Genomic DNA, 15,273 nt, shown 5'->3' on the forward strand with positions numbered 1-15,273 from the left:
GCGTTAAGGCTTCAGATATTTACGGTCGAACCAGAACGTACCGAACGGCAGACACGAAAGCACCCAGCATAATATCAATTGAGTCTCTGGCCACTTTTCCCTGAGAAAAAGAATAAACGCCCAGACGCAATAAACCACAAAGAGTAATCCATGCAGCGAGCCGACGATTCTGACTGCGAGGGGTTGGCCCAAATAGTATTTGAGCGGCATGGCGACGCCCATGAGCAGCAGAAATGAAATTCCCTCGAGGTAACCCAGCAGGCGAAACGATGTCAACAATCCAATTCACCAGCCCTTCGATACGCTGCGCTACTCAGGGCGGGCTCCTTAGCAGTCTAATTCACCTGCGATGACGTTCATCGAGCTCATGTTCGCGATCGCGTCGGCCAAGAGGCCTCCCGTCACCATTTCGGGAAATGCCTGATAATACCAGAAGCAAGGCCGGCGCACGTGCACGCGCCACGGGCTCTTTTTGCCGCGCGAGACGATTGTGAAACCGAGTTCGCCGTTAGCCGCTTCGGTCGAGAAATAGTGTTCGCCGGTCGGCACCTCGATACCGTGCATGATAATCTTGAAGTGATAGATCAGGTCTTCCATTGAAGTGTAGACTTTGTGCTTTGGCGGCAGATAGGCGTGCGGCAAATCGGCGTGGTATGCCCCTTCGGGAATGTTGTTCACGAGCTGGCCAATGATGCGCAGCGACTGGCGCATTTCTTCGAGGCGCACGAGGTAACGGTCGTAGACGCCGCCGTCTTCGCCGATCGGCACATCGAAGTCGACCTGGTCGTAATACATGTAAGGCGAACTCACCCTGACATCGTAGTCGACGCCCGCAGCGCGCAGGTTCGGGCCCGTGAAACCATAGGCGAGAGCGCGCTCGCCCGATATTTTACCGACTCCTCGCGTGCGGTCATAAAAGATGCGAGACTTAGTCAGCAGAGTGTCGGTCTCGTTCAGCACCTTCGGAAAAGTTTTTAAGAACTTTTTGACATCCTCAACAAACTGAGGATATATATCTTTCTCAAGACCGCCGACCCTGCAAAAGGTATTCGTCAAACGTGCGCCCGTCATTTTCTCGAGAATCTGGTAGATGTCTTCACGTTTGTGAAACATATAAAGAAAAGACGCGAACGCGCCCAGGTCGACGCCGAGAATGCCGAGACAGATAATGTGGTCGATGATGCGTGAAAGCTCAGAAATGATCATTCGCACAACGAGGGCTTTGGGCGGCGCAGTGATGCCCATCATCGACTCGACCGCGAGAATCCAGCCGATGTTGTTCATCGGCGTCGAGACATAGTTCATGCGGTCGGTGCAGACGAGAAATTGATTGTAGCCATAGTGCTCGCCGAGCTTTTCGAAGCAGCGGTGCACATAGCCCGTGTGAATATCGACCGACTCGATGGTTTCGCCGTTCAGAATGAGATGGTTTTCCAAAATACCATGAGTTGCCGGGTGCGAGGGGCCCAGGTTAATGCGCATGCGGCCGTCGGGCAGCTCACCCACGCGCACACCCGGTTGGGTCACTGGCAGCCAGCGCGTGCCGTCACCTGCGGGCAGGTTCGTGAAGTTACGGTTGTTCGCGTTGACTTCGCCTTGCATAGCTAAGGCGTCCCGATCATCTCGCTGTCACGTAAATTGTTTTTCGACTCTTCGTTTCCCTTCGGGAAACAGAGAGTCGAATGACTATAACTCAACCTTGCCAAAACGCCGTACCAGCGTCCGCGCCAGAAGCAGCATCAACAGGCCCACAACTGCTGTGATAAGCCGCAGATAATCTGGAGTAAAGCTGACCGATGACACGATCAGCGACGGGTCTTGCTGGTACACAACGACTGTGACTGCATCACCCGGCAGCGGGTTTCGCGCGAAGGCCAGAAAGCAACCACTGATGAGGTACGGGTCTTGAGAAAAACCCGGCACGCGGTAATTATAAGCACAATCACTCTGGCCGATACCGCGCGAGCTCGTATTTGAAGTGGCAAAGCGTACCTTGCTCACGAACTGCGCCTGTATCTTTTCGCCTGTGCTGTAACGCACCAGATTCACGACCGGCCCCAGCACCTGGCCAAAGAACATGAAAGCTCCGATGTAAGGCAGATATTTGTAAAGCCACCTCATAAATTTTGCGTCGTAATCTGCATTGGCCATGGGCATTCAAAATTCGCTCACGAAGCCTGCGTCAAGCCAAATGCGGTCGCACGAAAACGAGATATTTTTGGCACCGGCAAGGCGGCACGCACTTCTTTTTGGTATGGTAAATTCTCGGCAATGAATTGACTTACTATGTCGGCCATCAGGCTTGCAATGTAGGGTTTAGGATCGCCGATCGATGATAAAAGTTACGCAGCTACAGCAGGTACACCAGGTACTCAATACGGTCATGGGCAAAAAACCGTGCTCGCTGCTCGTTGAGGGCGCAGAGCACCCTGCGGGTTTTATCTCGTACGCGCACCTCGATTCAGGTCTTGAGCTCAAGATTCGCACACAATTTCTTGATTCGCCGCTCGAAAGGCGGGTACTGATTCGCCACAACAAGAAGCGCATCGTCGCCGTCTGTGCTTTTCTGCTGCGCAACGGCCCGACCGAGATTCTGCGCCCGCATGCGCTCGAAATCACCGACGATACGCTCAAAGATGTTTCTGAAACTGATAATTCATCGCGTTTTTTTATGACGAACCTGACTTCGTCGAAAGAAATTGCATTCGTTATCGAGGCAAACAAGAAAAAAGTCAACGGATTTGTGATCAACTTCTTTGACAGCGAAATCAAGCAGCTTGTACCGTATCACAAGATATTTCTGGGTAGCGGAGAAACGAGCGACATGCGACTTAAGCACCTGCAGAAGAACCCGCGCATCATCTATTACAGCCCCGAACCGCCGGCGAAGTTTAATCCCCGCCAGTATTTTCCGCAGGATATCTACCTTTCAGAGATTCAGAAGAGCGATCTTAAGGTGCCGGCAAACCTGCAGGCCGAAGTCACCGTACCAATTCTCTATAAAACAAAGATACCCATCGGTTATATACAGATCAACATGCCGCGCTTTGTCGACGAGGTTTTGTTGCAGACTGTAAAAAAGATCGGTGTTGCGCTCGAAACCCAGCTGCGCAAAGTTGGCCTCGTCTTTGAAGAACCAAAACCCTTACCGATTCAGCAACTCGACATGAAAGGGCTTGAGCTTGAATTCTCAGACCGCCTGCTACTGCGCCATTTTCAGCCGGGCCTCACTGACCTCTTTCGTATTCAAAAGGCGCAAGACAGCATCGGCCAGTTTTCGGCGGTTGTCACGAAAAGCGTCAATCTCGGCAGCGGCAAAACCCGTGCGACACTCGAGTTTCAAGAGATGGACGCGATGTCAGAGTTGAACCTGGAAGAGGCGTTAAAATGATTTGTCATGCTGAGCCTGTCGAAGCATGATCAGAATTGCCACCCTTCGACGAGCTCAGGGTGACAAAAGCATTCAAAGCCCTAACTTCTTCTGTGCCCTCAGCGCTAGCCCATGCTGTGCCCAATCGGTGAGGCGAAAGTCGGCGACGACCGCATCGAGCTTTGCAATGATCGCCGATGCCTTGAGCTTGTCAGCGTCGATCAATGAATCGAGATTTGTCTTGAGTTCGTTCGTGATGCCTGTCAGGCACATCGCGGCGGTTTGTAAGAACTTGCGGTCGGCGTCGTCTCGGCCCGCCTCGCCCCATTTTTGCAACTGGGCAACATAGGCGGCAAGAAACGCGGTCATGCGCATCGGCGGTTTATAGATAAAACGTTCTAAATCCGCCAGATAAAAACGGATTTCGCCCCACTCTTTTCGCCCCTGAAAAACGTAGCGCAGCTCAGACTCGATATCGGGAAAAAGATTCGAAACCGCGCCCACGAGCCGACGGCATTCGAGCGTCGCCAGCGGATGAAAAAAGACGTCGGGGTAGTGCGCAATCAGCGCATCGTTGGCAGCCATAATCTCGCGCATGCGCGCGTCGGCTTCTTCTTGCCGCTTGCGTTTGGCCGCTTCTTCTTCGCCCTTCTCTTGCATCTGCTTGAAAAAGTTCATCTCGTCGAGAATAAAGCGTTGAAAATCTGACTGGTTCGCCCGCTGAAAGCTAATGCGGTTCTCGAGCAGCTGGCTGTCAAATAGCCTCGCACCATATTGCTGCTGCGCCTTGCGGTACTTTTCGCGCAATTTGTCGAGAATCTGTACCTTGCTCTCGGCTGTGTAGACTTCTTTTTTTTGTTTTGCTTTGAAGAACATCGTGTGTCCCCCTCCCAGCCTCCCCCGCATGCGGGGGAGGTGCCAGAGGCGGAGGGGGATAAATTACTTGTCCCCCTTCATTATCGGCAAGAAATCTACCCATGTTAGAAAATACGCCGAGTCGCACGGCAGAAGTGGTCGCCCTCATTCGGGCGCTCGAGAATACGTATTATGGCGAAACGAGCCTCTTGAAAGACAGGTATGCGGCGCGCTTTCTTTCTGATTTCTACATGGCCATCTTCAACCGGCTCTCGATTCTGCCGGAGTTCACCTCGTTCTTCGTCAATGCCGCCAGCCTCGGCCTTTTCGACTTTATCACATTGCGGCACGCATTCATGGATAACTACGTACGCCGCTTCGCGCACAAAGTGCCGGTCGCGCTGCTCGGTGCGGGCTATGATTCACGCGCGCTGCGGCTCGCCGACGACATCAAACACGGCGTGTGGGAGTTCGATTTTCCCGCGACGCAACGCCGCAAGAAGTTCTATCTGCGCAACGAACGCATTACCGGTGAAGCTCCGCATTATATCGAAGCAGACTTTATGAAAGAGTCACTGACCGAAATTTTTGAACGCTCGGGTATGCAGAAGACTGCGACGCTCGTGCTTTGGGAAGGCGTTTCGATGTATGTCAGCGAGGCAGTGGTGCGCGACACGCTAACCGCATGCCGCGACTATTTCGGCGCCGGCACGCTGGTCGTTTTCGACTACTGGCACAGCAAAATGACCGACCCCGTAAAGAACCTGGCGGTACAGGTGATGCCGTTCATTATGGACATCGTCTACAATGAGCGTTTCACCTACGGGGCGACACCACAAGAGATGCGCGCCGTCGCCATGGAATGCGGTGCTAAAAAATTTGAATCTTTGAACGGACAGCAGATCATGAAAAAGCTAACACTCACCTCGCGCCTGCCGCTGGCATCAGCCTCGCTGGCCGTCGTGGAGTTTTGAGGTAATATGAACAAAGAATCACTCATTGAAGAGCTGAAAGAGACCCTCGTTACCAACAGCGACCTAAGTTTTCTCGCGTCACTCGACGAGAGCACGCTCGAGAAAGTGCACAAAGAGATTCACGACTATATTCATCGAACCGAAGAGCTGCAGAAGCCCGTTTTCAAGGTTATGGCCGTGGCGACGCAGTTTATACCGAATTTTATAATCGCCAAGCTCGCGCACGACTATCTGACGCCGTATATCATCGCACAGGTCGTGATCTACATGGACCCAAAGGCCGCCGCGAAGATCGGCAAGTCGCTGCGCATCGATTATATGGGCCAGGTTGCGCTCTACGCGAGCCCAGAAATTACTGCCCGCATTGGCAACCTGATGGAATCACCGATTGTCGCGCAGGTGGTCAAAGACCTTTCGCTGAAGAACTTCAACGCGAAACTCGGCGAACTCGCCGACCTGCTCGACGACAAGATGATGGTCGAAATTATCAAGGTGCTGCGCGACGGGAAAATCGTCGGCAACATTGCACATGCGATGGTCAATCAAGACAAGATTGTGCGCATTATACCACAGATGCCCGGCGACGTGCGCAGTGGTGCACGGGCACAATTGCAAGCTCTCGGTAACCCGCTGGCTGATAAGTTTTAAGGGTTATCCGAAACAAAATCTTGAGCAGCTTCGTCAGGCCATTATTTCTTGACTACCTCTCTCTTTACAGGAGGCATTAACCATGGGCAAGATCATGCAGGCAGCGCAGGTCATCAACTATGCAGACACTCTTGCACAAAAGAAGCTCGCTGAATTGACTGTAGACTTTCTTGTTGATACCGGCGCGGCGATGCTCTGCATGCCGATTGACCTGATTGAGAAACTGGGGCTGACAGAACGCAGTCGGCGCGAAGTCATAACGGCCAATGGAAAAGTACAACGTCGGGTTTTTAGTCCCGTACGGATAATTGTCAATGATCGTGACGCGGACATGAACGTGATGGAGCTACCTATCGGCACGCCGCCGCAGATGGGTTACCTTGTTCTCGAAACTCTTGATCTGTACCCAGACCCCAAAAACCAGCGACTCACCGGCAACCCGGCACACGATGGTAAAATGGTAGTCGATCTGCTTTAACCCACGGCCACCTTACGGGTGACTTCGCCCGAATTGATCGCTGTATATTCTGTTTCAAAAATGGCGTTTTCAACAACATAAGCGACGCCGGTGCCATCGGGTGAATAGCCTGCGTGGGGTTCTGTGAAGACCACCATCTGCTTCGGCTCAAGGCGCGTTTCGGTGAGAAATCCCTCTTTATTTTTGCTGACCATCACCAGATTGCCTTCCAATAGCAAGAACGCTTCGGGGCAAGTGTGCTGCTCCAGTTCAGTGATTTCGGCGGCGCTGCGAAGCTTCGGTCGGTAAATGCCGATACGCCAGTGCGCGCCTTCGTTAAAAATCACTTCCCATTCTTTTGTCGCGTTGATATTGACCGTCTGCATGGCGAGCCCCGAATCTCAGGCGCACTTAGCCGGTATACCAGTCTTCGTGAACTGCGCACCAGAAAAATGGCCGGGCGCGAAGATTAGGCGGATATTTCACAAAATGATTCCCTTCTCTGTCTTAGATCTGGCGCCGATTACTGAAGGCAGCGATGCCGCAGAATCGTTTCGGCGCACTCTCGATCTGGCGCAGCACGCTGAGGGTTGGGGCTTTAACCGTTTCTGGCTCGCGGAGCACCACGGCATGCCGGGCATTGCGAGCGCCGCAACCGCGGTGCTGATCGGGCATGTTGCGGCTGGCACGAAAAAAATTCGCGTCGGTGCCGGTGGCATTATGCTGCCGAACCATGCACCGCTCGTCATCGCCGAACAGTTCGGTACGCTTGCTGCGCTTTACGGCGACCGCATTGATCTGGGGCTTGGCCGCGCACCGGGTTCTGACCAGATGACTGCGCGCGCATTAAGGCGAAACCTTGCGGTTACGAGCGAAGAGTTTCCGCATGACGTCGCCGAGCTGATCGATTATTTCTCCCCCGAACCGAAATCACCGGTGCACGCTGTACCCGGCACAGGGGCAAAAGTACCCATCTGGATTCTGGGCTCATCGCTCTTCGGCGCACGGCTTGCGGCAGCTTATGGCCTGCCTTATGCGTTCGCGTCGCACTTTGCTCCGGGCCTGGTGATGCAGGCGATTGCCGATTACCGCGAGCACTTCAGGCCATCGGAATTTCTCGCGAAACCGTACGTAATGCTCGGCGTGAACGTGGTGGCTGCAGCGAGCGATGCTGAAGCCGAGCTGCTTTCGAGTTCAGGGCAGCAGGCATTCGTGAACTTGCGCACGGGTCGCCCGGGAAAATTGCCGCCACCCCGGCAGGGCTATTTTGACAGCCTCGCACCTGAGCTCAAAGATATGCTCAAGGGTATATTTGCGTTTTCGGCGGTGGGTTCACCCGCTACGGTAAAAGGCCGCCTCGAATATCTGATACGCGAGACGAAGGCCGACGAACTCATTTTGTCGGGGCATATTTATGACCACGACGCAAGGTTGTCATCTTATGAAATTGCGGCGCAGGTGCGCCAAGAACTGTCGACGCGCGCAGCCTGAGGCAAAACCGATATGCTTGACTGCCTGAGCTGGCGCGCGCAAGGCATGCGCTGCGATACAACTCATGAGCAGCGAAACCCAAAATAACCCACCCGAAGTGCAGAGCGCGATCGACGCGTTTCTTGCCCGGCAAAGAAAAATCTACCGCATTAACCTCTTGGCTGCCGTGGCGATGCGGGCGCTGATGCTGATTGCCGGTGCCATTCTGCTGCCGCTGGCGAATGCACCCTACATGAACGTTTTATTCGCCATTATTGGCATTCACTTCGCCTTTAACCTCGCGGGCACGTGGGCCTATTACCACATGCGCTTCGTCGAATTTTTCGTGATTGCCCTCGTCGCGCTGGACACTCTTGTGCTCGGCGTCGTCTCTATGTGGACAGGTTTTCTCTCGAGCCCCTTTAATTTGATTTTTCCCATGGCGGCCGGCATAACGGGTCTTGTGGCAGGCTTTCGTGCGAGCCTCGTCACCGCAATTGTGTGCACTCTCTTCATGGGTACTGGCGCAGTTTTGAAGACGTTGGGTGTTCTGCCCGAAGTGATCGCGGGCCCGCAACTCTCGCCCACGATGATCTGGGTTCACCTGTCGCTGCTGCTGATCGCCGAATGGGCCCTCGCAATGCTCATGGCGGTCATCGTCTCACGACTGCAGCAAGGTGAGCTCGAGCAGGTACGCCAGGCCGGTGAAATTTCGGCGCACAGCGCAAGGCTCTCGGGTTCGCTCGAAGAAATTCGCGCGCTGAAACAGGCGCAAGACGGCGACTATTTTTTAACCGCGCGGCTTGTGAACCCGTTCATGCAACACTCGGGCGAAGGGCTCGACCCTAAGGTGCGTGCTGACTTTCTCGTACGGCAGAAAAAACGTTTTGCCTTCAAAAAGTGGAAAGGCGAAATCGGCGGTGACTACTGCAAGCTCGATACAGTAACGTTGGGCGAACGCCGGTATGTTTTCTTTGTGAATGCCGACGCCATGGGCAAATCTCTTCAGGGCGCCGGCGGAGTTCTCGTGCTCGCTTCGGCCTTTAGCGCACTTCTCGAGAGAGCGCGCACCGAACCGGAAAACCTGCAGCCCGAAGAATGGCTCGGTCGAACCGTGGGCGAACTCAACAAACTGTTTCTGTCTTTTGACGGAGCAATGCTCGTTTCGATGGCGATGGGGCTATTCGATTCGGCGACAGGCACCATCTATTACATCAACCTGGAGCACCCGCGCGCAATTCTTGTGCGCGGCGGCGAGGCACGTTTCTTCGAACCCGACATGCACGGTCGAAAACTCGGTACGTCTGAGATTCCTGTTGATTTTCATTTGACGGTTGCGCGGCTCTTACCGGGTGACACGCTGATCGTGGGCTCAGACGGTCGTGACGACGTCGTGCTTGAGGGGCAGCAGGTGCCGGCTGATGAGGTCGAGCGCGGCGAGCGCTACATCAACTACGACGAAAATCGGTTTCTCGATCTGGTCGCAAACCATGGCACCGATATTCGTGTGCTCGAGCGCGCGATTGAAGAACAGGCTGACCTCGTCGATGACCTTTCGCTGCTATCTTTTTCGTACCAGGGCCCTGCAGATTCAGCGCTCGACGATGCAGCGTGCGACATGAAGCTCGGCGATGCACGGCGCGTATTGAAAGAAAAGCGATATACTGAAGCGATTGCGGTACTTGCCGAATTAGTCGACTACCGGCCCGACCGAACCGATGGCCTTTTCGCGATGGTAACGGCACTCGCCCGCCACGGAGACTTTGCCAAAGCGCGTCGCCTGTCGCGCCGGGTCGCCTGGCGAGAACCCCGGCACGCGAAAAATCTTCTGCAGCTTGCAGCGCTCGAGGCCAAAGCCGGTGAGACCGGCAGGGCCCCGCTGCTGGCACAGCGCGCAGCCGATACCGACAGCAACCTCATTGAAAAGGCCAGTAAACTGACTGATCGCCTGCCCGGTTAAAGGCGCGGCTAACGCAGCGGCTCGAATACCTTGAGCTGCTGGTTTTTGCGCACGTTGTTCCACGCGAAGATCTTGCCGTTCATCGCGATGTAGACTCCCGGTGCGAGGGTCTGCGCGCATGCGAGCGCGAAACCAAGGTTGAATGTCGCATCTGATTCGGGCGCCATGTAGGGCACGATTGCGCCGGTGAGCACAATGGTTTTCGCAATGTCCGCTGCCCCCAGCACTGTGGCTGTTTCGACCATGGTGTCGGTACCGTGGGTGACGACGATTTTCAGCTCATCGCATGTTTTGGCATGCTGAAGAATCTGTTGCCGATCGAGATCGGTGAGATAGAGCGAATCTTTGAGAAAGAGAGTCTCGACAACGATATCAGCTTCGTTGCGGCACTGCGCCAGAATCTTGGGCACGTAAGACTCTTGAAAATAGTAGACATCCCCCTCATCGATGCTGTCGACATCGAGAGTGCCACCGGTAGCCAGTATTCTGATCAAATTGCCCCCGAGGGGGTAAATGCCGGTGCGCGAATGAACATGGCAAGATGTTTACGGCGCATGGATCGGTGTCTTCTTAACCCATGCCAAATCGGGCGAATAGGTCTACCTCTGCAGATGTAGCGGAGGCAGTACGCACGGCCCTCATTGCGGCTGCAATCGGGGCATTCGAAGAAGCGGGTATCGCCGGCCTGTGCGCAGAAGGCCGGTTCGAACATGCGGTGGGAGCTATGCGCAGCCTGCGACTGGAAGGTGTTTTCACCAACGCAGACGGGGGGGTCGATACAGAATGAAGCCTGGTGCACCGCTGGCCGAGCGCATGCGCCCGAAGTCGCTCGCCGAATATGTCGGCCAAAAGCACCTCGTCGGTGAAGGTGCGGTGCTGCGCCGGGCCGTCGAGAGCAAGACGTTACCATCGATCATTCTCTGGGGGCCGCCGGGGGTCGGCAAGACGACGCTCGCGAATATTCTCGCAGTTGAACTCAAGCGGCCCTTCTATTCGCTGAGTGCAATCAACTCGGGCGTCAAAGATATTCGCGAAGTGATTGAAAAGGCTTCAGGGGGCGGTCTCTTCACGGAAAAGCCGGTGCTCTTCATCGACGAAATTCACCGCTTTTCAAAGTCGCAGCAAGATTCTTTGCTCGGCGCCGTCGAAACGGGAAAGATTACGCTGATCGGCGCGACGACGGAAAACCCCTCATTTGAAGTCATCTCGGCGCTGCTCTCGCGCTGCCAGGTTTACATTCTGAAAAATCTCGATGAGGCCGATCTGCTGCGACTTCTGCATACGGCGATGGAGAAAGACAGCTTTCTCAAAACCAAACGAATTCAACTCGCTGAAACTGCAGCTCTCTTCAGGCTTTCGGGAGGAGATGCACGGCGGTTACTCAATGTTTTCGAACTCGTTATAGACAACCTTATCGGTGACCCACAGGTCACCGATAAGGTTGTTCTCGAAATCGTGCAGCAAAATCCCGTGCTGTACGACAAAGCGGGCGATAACCATTACGACATTATATCCGCATTTATCAAATCAATCCGCGGCAGCGACCCCAATGGCGCGGTGTATTGGCTCGCGCGCATGGTTGAAGGCGGTGAAGATGCGCTCTTCATCGCGCGGCGTATGCTGATTGCCGCTTCAGAAGATATAGGTAACGCCAACCCGACCGCTATGGTCGTCGCGCTTAATTGCTTTCAGGCCGTGAATGCGATTGGCTACCCCGAAGCGCGCATCGTGCTCGCGCAAGCAGCCACCTATCTCGCAACTTCACCCAAGAGCAACGCGGCGTATGCGGCGATCAATAAAGCGCAAGAGGTTGTACGCGAGACAGGCAATCTGCCAGTACCGTTGCACCTGCGCAATGCACCGACAAGTTTGATGAAAGATATCGGCTACGGCCAGGGTTATGAATATGCGCACGACAAGGCGGGCAATTTCTCGCCGCAAGAGTACCTGCCCGAGGCGCTGAGTGGTAAGAAGCTCTATGATCCGGGCAATAACGCGCGCGAACGCGAGATTCGCGAGGCGCTAAAAAAGATCTGGGGCGACAAATACGGATATTGACTTGTGAAGCAGTTAACGCTTATCATTCATCTTTTGCGCTGGTTCGGCGGCAACCCCGTCGCGCTCAGCATTGTCATCAGCTGCATTCTGATCGAAATGGGGTTCAACTCGTTTATACCCATCGCATTCAGCAAGTTAATCGATGATGGTATTACGGCGCGCAGCAGCGTCGCCATGGCGAATATTCTTCTTCTGCTCGGCGTCGCGACAGTCGTTGCAATGGCTGCAGGTATGCTCGCTGATTATACGCATGCAAGAATGTTCACCGATGTCGTCGCCAGAATTCGCCAGCGCCTGTATGAACGCCTGCAACATCTGTCGTCTTCATACTTTCTCAAAAAGCCTGCGGGCGATATTGCGGCGCGCTTTTCGACTGACATGGCAGCAGTCGAGCACACGTTTCAAACCTGGCTCCCCTGGGGTTGGAAACCCGTTTTCGATATGATCGGTTACAATGGTGTCATGTTCTGGGTCGACTGGCGCCTGGCGCTGTTTGCACAACTGGTATGGCCGATGAGCCTTTTGGGCCCGCGCATTTTCGCACCCAAGGCGCGCGGTGCTGCCGAGCTGCGTAAGCAGCGAGAGGGCGAAGTTCTGAACGCCGTCGATGAGGCAACTTCGGGCCGGTACGTTGTGCGCGCATTCGGTCTCGAAGACTTTATGCGCAAACGCTTCGCCGAAAAACTCAAGGCGCTCGCGGCCACTGCGCTCAGGGGTGCCTTTTTTACCGCAGCGCTCGAACGCTCGTCGAGCATCGGCATCTATCTTCTGCAGATTGGTATTCTAGCCATAGGGGGATCTATGGCGTTCAGCGGCGCGATTTCGCTTGGCGGTCTCGTCGCCTTCTACACAGTTTTCACCGCGTTCTCAGCCTCTCTTTATTATCTCGCACAATATTCGGGCTCGATTATTAACTCGGCCGCCGGTCTCACCCGCATTGAGCAGATTCTGAATGAGCAGTCGACTCTGCCAGAAATTCGTTTCGCGCCCGAACTGCCACCGTTCAACGAGCAGATCGACTTCAAGAATTTCAGCTATGGCATCGACGGGCAGCGCCGTATTCTTAGAAATATCTCACTCACTATCAAAAACCATGAATTTGTCGCAATCGTCGGCCCGTCGGGCGCGGGCAAAAGCCTCTTGGTGCAGGCAATGATGCGCATGTTCGACCCGATCGAAGGTTCTGTAGAAATCGATGGCCACGACCTGCGCCAGGTCACCCGCGATTCGATCACACGGCACAGCGCCGTCGTCTTTCAAGAATCATTTCTTTTTAATACGAGCGTGCGCGAGAACGTGAGGCTAGGCCGCCTCAATGCGACGCAGCTTGAAATTGAAACCGCCTGCCGCGAGGCGGGCATACACGAAGATATTCTGGCGATGCCGCAGGGTTACGACTCACCGGTAGGTGAGAAAGGCGCATTTTTGTCGGGCGGGCAGAAGCAGCGTTTGGCAATTGCGCGCGCGCTGGTGAGAAATCCCCGCATTCTTTTTCTCGATGAAGCAACTTCGTCACTCGACCCGGGCACCGAGCTCGAAATTTTTGAGACGCTCGAACGCGTGCGTAAGGGCAGAACCGTGATTGCGGTGACGCACCGGCTCGCACTCGCGGCGCGCTGCGACCGCGTTTTGGTCATCAAGGCAGGTAAACTTGCCGAACAGGGTAAGCACGCTGAACTTCTGCAGTTGAACGGCGTCTATGCGACGCTCTGGCGCAGGCAGCACCCGTCAACCTGAAGCGGGTCTGCGAAAATGCATGACACGCTGCAGTTGCTCAGTTTGCTGGGTTCAATACTTTAAGAGGATCTACCCTTGAAACCAAACATTGCCCACCCGATGAGCAAGCTGCTGATCTTGTTCTGCGTTTTCAGTGCAACAAACCTGCAGGCGAAACCCGCAGCCGACGGCAGTCTCATCGTGATTGCGAAGGGCTCAGCAGAAATCTTGGGAGGCGATAAAACTGCTGCGCAAGAAGCGGCGCGCCATGCCGCGCTGAAAACAGCGGTCGAAGAGACGATTGGCTATTACGTCACCTCGCGGTCAGATACCGAAGACTTCACGCTCGCGTACAGCCGGGTGGTCACGCATGCCGGCGGGCTCGTGCAGGTGCTGCGTACGCTGAACGAAACGACGACTGCAGAGAGCGTCACTGTCACGCTTGAAGTCGCAGTCAGCCCCATGCCGCTGATGGAGATTATTAAACAGAATGGCATTATGCGCGAATGGCGCGTCATGGTTATCATACCCGAGACGCATATTCGCAGCACGGTACCTGACCCTGCTGGCGAGACTGAATTTATACGCCAGTTTGGTGAAGCGGGTTTTAAGGTGATAGACCCTGCTACCTATGCAGCGATGCGCAAAGCCGATGCGGCAATCTTCAAATCGGCCGGCGAACGCGTTAAGTTCATGCGCCGAACAGGCGCCGACATTCTCATCATGGGCGAGGCGTTCAGCGAAACCGCGCAAGATGCCTCTGGCGGGTTAATGCGCGGCATGGCAGCCTGCAATGCGCGCGTCGAGGCAAAAGCCGTGGCGTCAGACACGGGAGAAATATTCTACGCAGACGGCCTCAATTCAAGGGTGCCGGCGCTGCACACCTCTGAATTCGTCGCAGGCAAGAAGGCAATTCAAGATACCGCCCGTGACCTCGCGCCGAAGTTTATTCAGAAACTGATCTTTCGGCTGTCAGGTCTGCAAAGGCCGGTAACGCTTGCCATAGAAGGCATCGCTGACATTCAGCAGGCGAAACGGTTCGAAACTGTACTTTCGCGCCTGCGCGGTGTTCGCAAAATTCGTCGCGAACACTTTGCTCCAGGTGAATTGGTGGTCGAACTCGATGTGCCGTCATTATCGGCCGATGCGCTCGCCGGGCGATTGCCGGCTTCGATCGATGGGCGAAGAATCGTGGTTGTCGGCGCCGCGAAGCATTTGATCAGAGCTGCAGTCAAATAACATGCGTACTCCGTTACACTTATTAATCCTCATTGTGGCGATTGCTGGCCTGCAGGCGTGCCGCAACAGCATGGAGGTTGTCATCTCAAAGCATGTCGACCCAACGACGATCAAACGCGTCGCCATCTTTAAGATGGATCGCCTCAGCTACCGCGAAAACGACAAGATCTCTGACCTGTTGATTCATGAATTTCTGCGGCTCGGTTATGACGTGGTCGAACGCACTGAGCTTGAGCGCCTCGTCAAAGAACAGAAACTCGGCGCTTCGGGTTTCGTCGACCCGAACAAGGCCGTCGAAATCGGCAAGCTCGCGGGCGCCGACTCGATCGTCATTGGTTCGGGCGCGCTTGCCGAGAAAGAAAAAGACGTGCTGAAATATTTCGTCATTAAGATCGTCGATTTGAAATCAGGTTCGGTGGTTGTCACCGCGAGCCTGCGCAACGAAGAAAGTATAAAGAACGCGATTGGCGATCTCTCGGCCGCACTCAAGCGCAGCCTCGAAGACCACCAAAAAAGCCGATAGCAG

At 54.7% G+C, this 15,273-nt stretch carries 17 protein-coding genes; 11 read left to right on the forward strand and 6 right to left on the reverse strand.

Features of this window, described 5'->3' with window-relative positions:
• Window positions 1-3 precede the first annotated feature (3 nt).
• From TURPA_RS04680 to TURPA_RS04690, 3 genes are all read right to left on the reverse strand, one after another.
• Window positions 4-279 carry a DUF3817 domain-containing protein gene (locus TURPA_RS04680; protein WP_014802137.1) on the reverse strand — a complete coding sequence of 92 codons (276 nt, stop codon included), beginning with the start codon at window positions 277-279 and terminating at the stop codon, window positions 4-6.
• A gap of 48 nt (window positions 280-327) precedes the next feature.
• Complete coding sequence (locus tag TURPA_RS04685; RefSeq protein ID WP_245536826.1) at window positions 328-1,482, reverse strand: NADH-quinone oxidoreductase subunit D; 1,155 nt, start codon at window positions 1,480-1,482, stop codon at window positions 328-330.
• Between the two features lie 204 nt (window positions 1,483-1,686).
• Window positions 1,687-2,151, reverse strand: a complete 465-nt coding sequence (locus TURPA_RS04690) for a hypothetical protein (protein WP_041948306.1) — start codon at window positions 2,149-2,151, stop codon at window positions 1,687-1,689.
• Window positions 2,152-2,332: 181 nt separating this feature from the next.
• Here TURPA_RS04690 and TURPA_RS04695 point away from each other — a divergent pair, with 181 nt between their 5' ends.
• Entirely contained in the window at window positions 2,333-3,391 is a 1,059-nt protein-coding gene (locus TURPA_RS04695; RefSeq protein ID WP_014802140.1) for a hypothetical protein, read from the forward strand.
• A 72-nt stretch (window positions 3,392-3,463) separates the two neighbouring features.
• Here TURPA_RS04695 and TURPA_RS04700 read toward each other — a convergent pair whose 3' ends face one another.
• Window positions 3,464-4,246: a hypothetical protein gene (locus TURPA_RS04700; protein WP_014802141.1), complete on the reverse strand. Its 783-nt coding sequence runs from the start codon at window positions 4,244-4,246 to the stop codon at window positions 3,464-3,466.
• A 101-nt stretch (window positions 4,247-4,347) separates the two neighbouring features.
• Between TURPA_RS04700 and TURPA_RS04705 the strand changes: the two genes are divergently transcribed.
• The 3 genes from TURPA_RS04705 (at window position 4,348) to TURPA_RS04715 (ending at window position 6,325) form a co-directional block, all read left to right on the forward strand.
• On the forward strand, window positions 4,348-5,199 hold the full coding sequence (locus TURPA_RS04705; RefSeq protein WP_014802142.1) for a class I SAM-dependent methyltransferase: 852 nt from the start codon (window positions 4,348-4,350) through the stop codon (window positions 5,197-5,199).
• Window positions 5,200-5,205: 6 nt separating this feature from the next.
• On the forward strand, window positions 5,206-5,847 hold the full coding sequence (locus TURPA_RS04710; RefSeq protein WP_014802143.1) for a hypothetical protein: 642 nt from the start codon (window positions 5,206-5,208) through the stop codon (window positions 5,845-5,847).
• 82 nt (window positions 5,848-5,929) lie between these two features.
• Window positions 5,930-6,325, forward strand: a complete 396-nt coding sequence (locus TURPA_RS04715) for an aspartyl protease family protein (protein ID WP_014802144.1) — start codon at window positions 5,930-5,932, stop codon at window positions 6,323-6,325.
• Here TURPA_RS04715 and TURPA_RS04720 read toward each other — a convergent pair.
• Window positions 6,322-6,690 carry an SPRY domain-containing protein gene (locus TURPA_RS04720; RefSeq protein WP_014802145.1) on the reverse strand — a complete coding sequence of 123 codons (369 nt, stop codon included), beginning with the start codon at window positions 6,688-6,690 and terminating at the stop codon, window positions 6,322-6,324. The genes TURPA_RS04715 and TURPA_RS04720 overlap by 4 nt on opposite strands.
• A gap of 103 nt (window positions 6,691-6,793) precedes the next feature.
• On the opposite strand from TURPA_RS04720, the gene TURPA_RS04725 reads away from it, so the two are divergent.
• Together TURPA_RS04725 and TURPA_RS04730 are read left to right on the forward strand one after the other, a co-directional pair.
• The gene (locus TURPA_RS04725; RefSeq protein WP_014802146.1) at window positions 6,794-7,795 is read left to right on the forward strand and encodes an LLM class flavin-dependent oxidoreductase; all 1,002 of its coding nucleotides are present in this window, start codon (window positions 6,794-6,796) and stop codon (window positions 7,793-7,795) included.
• Between the two features lie 64 nt (window positions 7,796-7,859).
• The gene (locus tag TURPA_RS04730; RefSeq protein WP_014802147.1) at window positions 7,860-9,734 is read left to right on the forward strand and encodes a SpoIIE family protein phosphatase; all 1,875 of its coding nucleotides are present in this window, start codon (window positions 7,860-7,862) and stop codon (window positions 9,732-9,734) included.
• Window positions 9,735-9,742: 8 nt separating this feature from the next.
• Here the strand turns inward: TURPA_RS04730 and TURPA_RS04735 are convergent, their stop codons facing one another.
• The gene (locus tag TURPA_RS04735) at window positions 9,743-10,228 is read right to left on the reverse strand and encodes an asparaginase domain-containing protein (RefSeq protein WP_014802148.1); all 486 of its coding nucleotides are present in this window, start codon (window positions 10,226-10,228) and stop codon (window positions 9,743-9,745) included.
• Between the two features lie 83 nt (window positions 10,229-10,311).
• Here TURPA_RS04735 and TURPA_RS04740 point away from each other — a divergent pair, with 83 nt between their 5' ends.
• The 5 genes from TURPA_RS04740 to TURPA_RS04760 all read left to right on the forward strand — a co-directional run bounded on the left by TURPA_RS04740 (window position 10,312) and on the right by TURPA_RS04760 (window position 15,270).
• A complete protein-coding gene (locus TURPA_RS04740; protein WP_014802149.1) occupies window positions 10,312-10,521 on the forward strand; it encodes a hypothetical protein in 210 nt (69 codons plus the stop codon).
• Complete coding sequence (locus tag TURPA_RS04745) at window positions 10,518-11,792, forward strand: replication-associated recombination protein A (protein ID WP_014802150.1); 1,275 nt, start codon at window positions 10,518-10,520, stop codon at window positions 11,790-11,792. The genes TURPA_RS04740 and TURPA_RS04745 overlap by 4 nt, the downstream gene beginning before the upstream one ends.
• 3 nt (window positions 11,793-11,795) lie before the next feature.
• Complete coding sequence (locus TURPA_RS04750) at window positions 11,796-13,529, forward strand: ABC transporter ATP-binding protein (protein ID WP_014802151.1); 1,734 nt, start codon at window positions 11,796-11,798, stop codon at window positions 13,527-13,529.
• Between the two features lie 75 nt (window positions 13,530-13,604).
• The gene (locus tag TURPA_RS04755; RefSeq protein WP_014802152.1) at window positions 13,605-14,747 is read left to right on the forward strand and encodes a hypothetical protein; all 1,143 of its coding nucleotides are present in this window, start codon (window positions 13,605-13,607) and stop codon (window positions 14,745-14,747) included.
• Window position 14,748: 1 nt separating this feature from the next.
• Window positions 14,749-15,270 (forward strand): CsgG/HfaB family protein, encoded by a 522-nt coding sequence (locus TURPA_RS04760; protein WP_014802153.1) that lies wholly within the window; start codon window positions 14,749-14,751, stop codon window positions 15,268-15,270.
• Window positions 15,271-15,273 lie beyond the last annotated feature (3 nt).

The sequence above is a fragment of the Turneriella parva DSM 21527 genome (assembly GCF_000266885.1).
In the GTDB taxonomy this organism is placed as follows: domain Bacteria; phylum Spirochaetota; class Leptospiria; order Turneriellales; family Turneriellaceae; genus Turneriella; species Turneriella parva.